Origin of the sequence: Luteibacter sp., assembly GCF_051958795.1 — a bacterium.
GTDB lineage: Bacteria > Pseudomonadota > Gammaproteobacteria > Xanthomonadales > Rhodanobacteraceae > Luteibacter.
In genome coordinates, this window is the sequence record NZ_JBQCFT010000299.1 from 1 (window position 1) to 9,280 (window position 9,280).

At 67.5% G+C, this 9,280-nt stretch carries 9 protein-coding genes; 1 reads left to right on the forward strand and 8 read right to left on the reverse strand.

All coding sequences use genetic code 11. The features are described 5' to 3' along the window. Nucleotides 1–147: 147 nt before the first annotated feature. From truD to ACTHLF_RS15640, 8 genes are all read right to left on the reverse strand, one after another. The gene (truD, locus tag ACTHLF_RS15605) at nucleotides 148–1,164 is read right to left on the reverse strand and encodes a tRNA pseudouridine(13) synthase TruD (protein WP_440328385.1); all 1,017 of its coding nucleotides are present in this window, start codon (nucleotides 1,162–1,164) and stop codon (nucleotides 148–150) included. A 12-nt stretch (nucleotides 1,165–1,176) separates the two neighbouring features. Next, entirely contained in the window at nucleotides 1,177–2,604 is a 1,428-nt protein-coding gene (gene mgtE / locus ACTHLF_RS15610) for a magnesium transporter (protein WP_440328386.1), read from the reverse strand. After that, complete coding sequence (ispF, locus tag ACTHLF_RS15615; RefSeq protein WP_440328388.1) at nucleotides 2,601–3,077, reverse strand: 2-C-methyl-D-erythritol 2,4-cyclodiphosphate synthase; 477 nt, start codon at nucleotides 3,075–3,077, stop codon at nucleotides 2,601–2,603. Before ispF ends, mgtE begins: the two co-directional genes overlap by 4 nt. Next, the gene (gene ispD / locus ACTHLF_RS15620; RefSeq protein ID WP_440328389.1) at nucleotides 3,074–3,763 is read right to left on the reverse strand and encodes a 2-C-methyl-D-erythritol 4-phosphate cytidylyltransferase; all 690 of its coding nucleotides are present in this window, start codon (nucleotides 3,761–3,763) and stop codon (nucleotides 3,074–3,076) included. Before ispD ends, ispF begins: the two co-directional genes overlap by 4 nt. After that, nucleotides 3,763–4,107, reverse strand: coding sequence for a cell division protein FtsB (gene ftsB, locus ACTHLF_RS15625; RefSeq protein WP_440328390.1), 345 nt, complete (start codon nucleotides 4,105–4,107; stop codon nucleotides 3,763–3,765). Before ftsB ends, ispD begins: the two co-directional genes overlap by 1 nt. A 10-nt stretch (nucleotides 4,108–4,117) precedes the next feature. Next, nucleotides 4,118–5,416: a phosphopyruvate hydratase gene (eno, locus tag ACTHLF_RS15630; RefSeq protein ID WP_440328391.1), complete on the reverse strand. Its 1,299-nt coding sequence runs from the start codon at nucleotides 5,414–5,416 to the stop codon at nucleotides 4,118–4,120. A gap of 10 nt (nucleotides 5,417–5,426) precedes the next feature. Next, nucleotides 5,427–5,819, reverse strand: coding sequence for a hypothetical protein (locus ACTHLF_RS15635; RefSeq protein WP_440328392.1), 393 nt, complete (start codon nucleotides 5,817–5,819; stop codon nucleotides 5,427–5,429). Between the two features lie 83 nt (nucleotides 5,820–5,902). After that, nucleotides 5,903–7,582, reverse strand: coding sequence for a CTP synthase (locus ACTHLF_RS15640; RefSeq protein ID WP_440328393.1), 1,680 nt, complete (start codon nucleotides 7,580–7,582; stop codon nucleotides 5,903–5,905). 90 nt (nucleotides 7,583–7,672) lie between these two features. On the opposite strand from ACTHLF_RS15640, the gene ACTHLF_RS15645 reads away from it, so the two are divergent. Continuing rightward, the coding region (locus ACTHLF_RS15645; RefSeq protein ID WP_440328394.1) for a M24B family metallopeptidase at nucleotides 7,673–9,280 on the forward strand (1,608 nt) is incomplete at its 3' end.

Below are 9,280 nucleotides of genomic sequence, written 5' to 3' on the forward strand. Positions count from 1 at the left end.
GGCGCATACGCCACTCCGGTCACCCGCGTGGTGGCCCACACGCCGTGCGGGGGCTAACCGCCCGGTGGGCGCGGGTTGGCGCGTTTGGGGGGCTGGCCGGGTGGGGATTGCGCGCCAACGCGCGCTCCCACGGGTCGTTTCGCCCGGTCAGGCAGTGAGGGCCAGCTCGCGGATCACGGTAGTCGCGTAGGCGCCGGCGGGAAGTGCGAAGCTCACCTCCAGCGCTCCGTCGTCAAGCCAGCGCCAGCCGAAGTCAGCGGGTTTGAGACGCAGCGCGCGGCGTTCCTGGTCCATCCGCGCGCCAGCGAGGCCTTCCGCCAGGTCGGCATCGCGCGCGGCAACCGCGTTCTCCAGCACGGCGACGTCGCCCGACGCCGGGGTTTCGCCCCTGCCCCACAGCGGCCCGGTCGGATGGATATCGAAACGGGCGAGACGCTCCGCAAGCACGTCGGTGAACGGCTCAGGCCCAAACCACGAGCGCGAGCCATCGAGGCCCCAGATCTCGCCGTCCATCGCCGCATCCCACGTACCCGCGGCAACGCGCTCGGCAAGCGCGCCGTTGAAGATATGAGAGCGCGCCGACGACAACAGGATGGAACGCTTGTCGCGATCCACGCGGCGTCCCTTGAACATCGCCCTGGCCTGCTCGACGTTGTTCCCGCCCAGGCCGAAGCGCTGTTCACCAAAATAGTTGGGCACACCGCGCGCGGCGATCGCCGCCAGGCGCGCCTCGGCAGCGGCACGATCACCGTCAATCTCACGCAGCACCAGAACGAAGCGGTTACCACGCAGGGCACCGCGCTTGATCTTGCGCGAATGACGGCCGAGCGCGGTCAGCTTCACGTCTGCGTGCGGGAAGGTACTCCAGTCCGGATCGGCCTTGCCCGGCAACTGCACGGTGAAAACCTGGCGAGTTACGGCGTGGCGGTCCTTCATACCGGCGTAGCCCACGTTCATCGGCGAGGTACCGGCGAACTTCGCCACCTCACGCGCCACCCAGTCGGTATTCGCCCCGCGCTTCTCAACAAGGACAAAGGCGTGCTCGCCCGCCCCATCCGGCTCATAGCCCAGGATCTCTTCGACGAAGAAATCCTCGGGCTGGCTGCGCAGGCGGGCGCGCAGCGGGGGCGCGCCAAACGCGAAGGGAAGTTCTTGCTCAGTCATCGGGTGGTGCCTTTACATCAGGAACAGCGTGGCCAGGCCAAGGAAAATGAAGAAGCCGCCGCTGTCGGTCATGGCGGTGATCAGCACGCTGGAGCCCAGCGCCGGGTCGCGGCCAAGCTTGACCATGAGCATCGGGATACCGACGCCCATGAAGGCGGCGAGCAGCAGGTTCAGCGTCATCGCAGCCGTCATGACCAGCCCGAGCGAGGCGCTGTCGTACAGCAGCCAGGCGACGATACCGATCACGCCACCCCAGAGAATGCCGTTGATCAGGGCGACGCCCAGCTCCTTGCGCCACAGGCGGCCCGCCTGTGCCACGTTCACCTGTTCCAGCGCCATGGCGCGGACGATCATGGTGATGGTCTGGTTGCCCGAATTACCGCCGATGCCGGCCACGATGGGCATCAGCGCGGCAAGCGCCACCAGCTTCTCGACGGAATGCTCGAAGAGCCCGATAACTCGCGATGCGATGAACGCCGTCACCAGGTTCGTCGCCAGCCAGGCCCAGCGGTTGCGCACCGATTTCCACACCGAGGCGAAGATGTCTTCTTCCTCGCGCAGGCCGCCGCGCGACAGCGCTTCGGCTTCACCTTCCTCACGAATGAAATCGATCATCGCGTCGACGGCGATGCGGCCGATCAGGCGCGTGTGCGCGTCGACCACCGGCGCGGTGACGAGGTCATAGCGCTCGAACGCCTGGGCCACGTCATACGCGTCGTCTTCCGGGCGGAAGGTGTTCACGTCGGGTGCCATGATCTCGTGGACCATCTTGTCCGGTGAGTTCACCAGCAGCCAGTGCAGCGGCAGCACGCCGGTCAGCACATGCTCCGCGTTCACGACGAACAGCTTGTCGGTCTGCGCGGGCAGTTCCTCGAAACGGCGAAGGTAACGCAGCACCACCTCGAGGCTGATGTCCTCGCGGATGGTGACCATGTCGAAATCCATCAGCGCGCCGACCTGGTCGTCCTCGTAGGACATGGCCGCCTGCACGCGCTCGCGCTCCTGCGCGTCGAGGCTTGCCATGAGTTCAGGCAGCACTTCAGTCGGCAGGTCATCGACGAGGTCGGCGAGCTCGTCCGCATCCAGCGGCTCGACCGCCGCGAGGATCTCGCGGTCGTCCATGTCGGCGATCAGCGATTCGCGAACGGAATCGGAGACTTCGAGAAGGATTTCACCATCGCGGTCGCTGCGGACACGCTGCCATACGGCAAGGCGATCCTCGAGCGGCAGCGACTCCAGTACATCGGCGAGGTCCGCCGGGTGCAAACCATCGAGCGTGGCCTGCAGCTCGACGTCGATGCGCTCCAGCGTGACGGCATCTCCGGCAGGCGTCATCTCGTCGAGCGCTTCCACCGCCTCGCGCCGGCGCAGCAGGTCGTTGATCGTCTCCAGGCGATCCTGCAGGCGTGGCGCCGGAATGCGGGCCTCGAGCTCCGTCACGCGGGCTGTACCAGCACGCTGGCCAGCGCGGCGATGCCTTCGCGGCGGCCGGTGAAGCCGAGGGTTTCGGTGGTCGTGGCCTTGATGCTGATGCGGTCGATGTCCACGCCGAGATCGGTGGCGATGTTGGCGCGCATGGCGTCGGCGTGCGGCAGCACTTTCGGCGCTTCGCAAATCACGGTGACATCGGCATTGCCAAGTACGTAGCCGCGGGCGAGCACCAGCTCGCGCACGGCGCGCACGAAGGTGCGGCTATCGGCGCCCCGCCACTTTTCGTCCGAGGGCGGGAAATGCTTGCCGATGTCGCCCAGCGCGAGCGAGCCCAGCAACGCATCGCACAACGCATGCAGCACGACGTCGCCATCGGAATGCGCCAGCACGCCCTGCTTATGCGCCACGCGCACGCCGCCGAGCATCACGTGGTCACCTTCGCCGAAGGCGTGCACGTCGAATCCCTGTCCGATGCGAATCATCTTGTCCTCCCGAGCAGGAACTCCGCGAGCGCGAAATCCGCCGCGGTCGTGACCTTGATATTGTCTTCCGAGCCCTCGACGAGCAGCGGCTTGCCGCCTGCACGCTCGATGGCCATGGCCTCATCGCTGACGACGATACCGGCGTCGGCGGCAAGGCGGAGTGCATGCGCCAACGCGGCGCGGCGGAACATCTGCGGGGTAAAGGCCCGCCAGCGGCCGTCACGCGGCTCGGTCGCCGCGCTGTAGCCGTCCGCATCGGCGCGCTTCAGCGTGTCGCGCAACGGGGCGCCCAGCAGGCCACCCTCACCTTGCCCTGCCAGTGTGACAAGCCGGGTAATGTCGTCGGCACGGACACACGGGCGCGCGGCGTCGTGCACGAGCACGAAGGCATCAGGCCCCACCGAGGCCGGCAACGCATCGATGCCGGCCAGCACGGAATAGCTCCGCTCGCTCCCGCCCACGGCGGTCAGCAGCGGCTTGCCGCGGACCTGGTCGATCGTGGCGAAATGGGTATCGTCCGCCGCGATCACGACGAGGAGCCCCGCGATAAGCGGGTGCGCCGCAAGCCGCTCCAGCGTGTGGTCGAGCAGCGGCCGCCCGGCGAGCGGCTGGTATTGCTTCGGCCGGTCGCCGCCGGCCCGGACGCCCTTGCCGGCGGCCGGAATCACGCACCACAGCGCGTCCATTACTGGTCGCCAGCGCTGACGGGCGGCGGAGGCGGAGGCGCGCTGGTCGCGGCCCCCGGCTCCACCACCTGGTAGAACGTCTCACCCGGCTTGATCAGGCCCAGTTCCTGGCGCGCACGCGCTTCGGTGGCCTGCTCACCGTGCTTCAGATCTTCCACGTCCGCGCCCAGCGCTTCGTTGCGCTTCTGCAACGTGGCGTTCTCCTCGGTCTGTTTCTTGACCGACGTGCGCAGCGAATCGACCTCGGCCATCCCCCCACCACCGACCCACAGCTTCAGCTGCAGGGCGATGAGGATGACGACAAGGATCAGGCCGACCCAGCGCAGGAGTGCCGCGTTGCTCACGGTACCCCTGTCAGCCCGGGAGCTTGGTCAGGTTCGGGAACGCGTTGCGGCCGGCGTACTTCGCCTGCGCGCCCAGCGCTTCCTCGATGCGCAGCAGCTGGTTGTACTTGGCCACGCGATCGGTGCGGCACAGCGAACCGGTCTTGATCTGGGTCGCGGTGGTCGCCACGGCGATATCCGAGATCGTGGTGTCCTCGGTCTCGCCCGAACGGTGCGAAACGATGGCCGCGTACTGCGCGCGGTCGGCCATGGCGATGGCTTCCAGCGTTTCGGTAAGCGTGCCGATCTGGTTGACCTTGATCAGGATGGCGTTGGCGATCTTCTTGTCGATGCCTTCCTGGAAGATCTTCGGGTTGGTGACGAAGAGATCGTCGCCGACAAGCTGGATTGCGCCATCCACCACCTTGGTGAGGTGCGCCCAGCCGTCCCAGTCGCCTTCGGCCATGCCGTCTTCGATCGTGACGATCGGGTACTGCTTCGCCCACGAAGCCAGGGTATCGACCCACTGTTCCGGGGTGAAGACCTTGCCCTCGCCTTCGAGGTCGTACTTGCCGTTCTTGAAGAACTCCGAGCTGGCCACGTCGAGGCCGAGCAGGATCTCGCTACCGACCGTGTAGCCGGCCTTGTCCACGGCCTCGAGGATCGTATCGAGCGCTTCGACGTTCGACTTGAGGTTCGGCGCGAAACCACCCTCGTCGCCCACCGAGGTGTTCAGGCCGCGGCCCTTCAGCACCGACTTCAGCGCGTGGAAGATCTCGGCGCCGTAACGCAGCGCTTCGGCGAAGTTCGGCGCGCCCACCGGCAGCACCATGAATTCCTGCACGTCGACGTTGTTGTCGGCATGCGCGCCGCCGTTGATGATGTTCATCATCGGCACCGGCAGCGAGCCGCCGCCGTTGACCATGAGGTACTGCCACAGGGCCTGCTTCTTCGAGGCGGCGGCGGCGTGCGCGGCGGCCATGGAGACGCCGAGCAGCGCGTTCGCGCCAAGCTTGCCCTTGTTGTCGGTGCCGTCGAGCGCAATGAGCTTGTCATCCAGGCCCTTCTGGTCGAGCGCGTCGAACCCGGCCAGCGCCTTGGCGATGGTGGTGTTGACGTTACCCACGGCGTTCTTCACGCCCTTGCCGCCGTAACGCGACTTGTCGCCATCGCGCAGGGCGCCGGCTTCGCGCGTGCCGGTGGAGGCACCGCTGGGCACGGCCGCGCGGCCGAACGAGCCATCCGCCAGGGTGACTTCGGCTTCGAGCGTGGGGTTACCGCGGGAATCGAGGATTTCGCGGGCGTGGATCTTGGTGATCGAGGTGGTCATGCGCTTCCCGTTACGAGTTGGAATGACGGAGCACGGTACCCAGCAGCATCATGGCGCCGGTACCAAGCAGGATGAAAACGTTGAGGCCAAGGCCGATCGCGGCGAACGTGCGCCGGCGGTCCTGGCGGCGCAGCGCCACCAGGGCCAGCACGGTGCCGACCAGTGCCGCGAGCAGGAAAAAAATGAGGACGATGCCGATCAGGCCGAACAGCGGCAGGTGGTCAGCCGTATCGCCGCCACTCGCGATGAGCAGGGCCGATAGCGTGATGCCGCCAAGGACAGCGAGACCGGAAACGAGCGCGATGATGAAGGACGCGATGCCGAGACCCGACTGCGGCAGCTTCGGCGCCGCCGCATGCTGGGCATGGGCGCTCCCGATGGGGATCCCGCTGTCTTCGACCATCGACGCCCTTCTCCTGGGGAGGCCCTTGGCCCCCTCGCTGAAAGCCCGGCGCTCAAGCGCGCCGGGCAGTGCCCATCATAGCGTCAAGCCGCCGATTCTTCGGAGCGCGCCGCCAGCTTTTCGCCATCGCGCACGGCCTTGTACTCGCGCGCCGCGCGCACGAAGCCGATGAACAGCGGGTGGCCCTCGCGCGGGGTCGAGGTGAACTCGGGGTGCGCCTGGCAACCGAGGTACCACGGATGCACGTTGCGCGGCAGCTCGACGACTTCCACCAGCAGGTCGTCCATCGACTTGCCGGAGATGACCAGGCCGAGATCCTCGAACGACTGGCGGTAGCGGTTGTTGAACTCGTAGCGATGGCGGTGGCGCTCGCGCACCACGTCTTCGCCATACAGCTCGCGCGCCAGCGTACCGGCCTTCAGGCGGCACTCCTGGGCGCCCAGGCGCATGGTGCCACCCAGGTCGGAGCGCTCGCTGCGCTGCTCGGTCTCACCCGTGGCCGTGGTCCACTCGGTGATCAGGCCGATGACCGGATCCGGCGTGTTGCGGTCGTTCTCGCTGGAATCCGCCTGGGTCAGCCCTGCCGTGTTGCGGGCGAACTCGACCACCGCGGCATGCATGCCGTAGCAGATGCCGAAGTACGGGATGCCCGTTTCGCGAGCGAACTGCGCGGCGAGGATCTTGCCCTCGAAGCCACGCTTGCCGAACCCGCCCGGCACCAGGATGGCATCGGCATGGCCAAGCACGGCGCGGGCGCCGCGGGCCTCGACGTCTTCGGAATCGATCCAGTCGAGCGTGACGCGGGTCGACTGCTTGATGCCGCCGTGACGCAGGGCTTCACCCAGCGACTTGTAGGCATCCTTGTGCTCGACGTACTTACCGACGATAGCCACGGTGACCTCGTCGCGCGGGTGCTCGACGGCCTCGACCGTGCGCACCCAGCTGGAGAGATCTGCCGGACCGGCATCGAGGCCGAGGCGCTTGATCACCAGCTCGTCGAGGCCCTGGTCGTGCAGCCACATCGGCAGCTTGTAGATCACATCGACATCGACCGTGCTGATGACCGCGTTCTTCGGAACGTTGGTGAACAGGGCGATCTTGTGGCGCTCGGCGTCAGGCAGCGGCTCTTCGGTACGGCAGAGCAGCACGTCGGCCTGGATACCGATCGAACGCAGCTCCTTCACCGAGTGCTGGGTCGGCTTGGTCTTGATCTCGCCTGCGGCCTTGATATAGGGCACCAGAGTCAGGTGCACGAACATGCACTTTTCCGCGCCGTGCTCGATGCGCAACTGGCGGATGGCTTCCAGGAAGGGCAGCGACTCGATGTCGCCCACGGTTCCGCCCACCTCGACCAGCGCCACGTCGAAGCCGCGGGTGGCCTCGTGGATGGCGTGCTTGATCTCATCGGTGATGTGCGGGATGACCTGCACGGTCGCGCCAAGGTAATCGCCGCGGCGCTCCTTGCGGATCACGGCCTCGTAGATCTTGCCGGCGGTGATCGAATTCTTGCCGGTGAGGCGCGTACGCACGAAGCGCTCGTAGTGGCCCAGGTCCAGGTCGGTCTCGGCGCCGTCGTCGGTGACGTACACTTCGCCGTGCTGGAAGGGGCTCATGGTGCCCGGATCCACGTTGATATACGGATCGAGCTTCATCATGGTCACGGAGAGACCACGCGCCTCGAGAATGGAGGCAAGCGACGCCGCTGCGATGCCTTTCCCGAGGGAAGACACCACACCGCCGGTGACGAAAATCAGGGGAGTCATGCGAGCAGCCAGTGCTGGAAATTTGTATTTTACCCAAGTGTGTCCGCCCTCGCGAGTGGGAGCTGAATGGAAACTCGTTACCATGGGTCCATGAGCCCATCCCCGATCCCCGCCCGCCTCCAGGCCCTTCGCGCCGCCATGGCCCGTGAAGGCGTCGCCGCCGTCGTCGTCCCCACCGCCGATCCCCACCTTTCCGAATACCTGCCTCCCCGCTGGCAGGGCCGCGAATGGTTTTCCGGCTTTACCGGATCGTCCGGCACGCTGGTCGTGACGGCCACCGGCGGCGGCCTGTGGACCGATTCCCGCTATTTCTCGCAGGCCGACGGCGAGCTGGCCGGCAGCGGGCTTCCGCTCATGAAACTGAACGTGGCGCACACGCCGGAGCACGTGGGCTGGCTGGCGAGCCAGCTCGGCGAGGGCGACGTGGTGGCCGTGGCCGGCGACAGCCTGTCGGTATCCGGTGCCGAGAGCCTTGCGTCGCGCCTCGGATCGACGGGCGCCCATCTGCGAACGGATCTCGACCTGCCGGGCATCGCATGGGTGGACCGCCCCGCCCGTCCCACCGCGCCCGTGTTCGACCACGCGGCGCCGTTCGCGGCCGTCGAGCGCGCCGACAAGCTTCGCCATGTGCGGCATGCCATGCGCCGGGCGGGTGCCACGCACCATCTGGTGTCCAGCCTCGACGACATCGCCTGGCTCACGAACCTGCGCGGCGCCGACGTCGACTACAACCCGGTGTTTCTGGCCCACCTGCTCGTCGCGGAATCCACGGCCACGCTCTTCATCGACGCGGCGAAGGTGCCCGCGGACGTCAAGGCGGCGCTCGCCGCCGACGGTATCGCGCTGGCCGACTATGGCACCGCCGCGTCGGCCATCGCGGCCCTGCCCGACGAGGCCGTCCTGATGTACGACGCCGGCCGTGTCGTGGTCGCCCTGCTGGAAGGCCTGCCCGCGGGCGTGAAGCAGATCCGGGCACCCAGCCCCTCCACCGCGCAGAAGGCCTGCAAGACGCCGGAACAGCTCGACCACATCCGCGACGTGATGCGCCGCGACGGCGCGGCGCTGGCGCAGGCGTTCCGCCGGATCGAAACGGGGCTGGCGGCCGGCGAGCCGCTCACCGAGCTCGACGTGGACACGATCGTCCGCGAGGCACGTTCCCGCCAGACCGGGTTCGTGGGCGAGAGCTTCTCCACGATCGTGGGCTATCAGGCCAACGGCGCCCTGCCGCATTACCGGGCCACCGAGGCGGCTTTCAGCCCGCTTGCGGCGAAGGGCCTGCTGCTGGTCGATTCCGGCGGTCAGTATCTCGGCGGTACGACAGACATCACCCGCGTGCTCGCGCTCGGCCCCGTCACGGACGAACAGCGCCGCGACTCGACCCTCGTGCTCAAAGGCATGATCGCGCTGTCCCGCGCCCGCTTCCCGAAAGGCGCCAGCGGCCCGCAGCTCGACGCCCTCGCCCGCGCGCCGCTGTGGGCGGCCGGCATGGACTTCGGCCATGGCACGGGTCACGGCGTCGGCTATTTCCTCAACGTGCATGAAGGTCCGCACGGCATCCGCCCGCCGGTCGCCGGTGGTGCGTTGGTGCCGCTGGAGACCGGCATGATCACGTCGATCGAGCCGGGCCTGTACAAGCCCGGCCGCTACGGTATCCGCCACGAGAACCTCGCGGTGGTCACCCAGGCCGACAGCACCGAA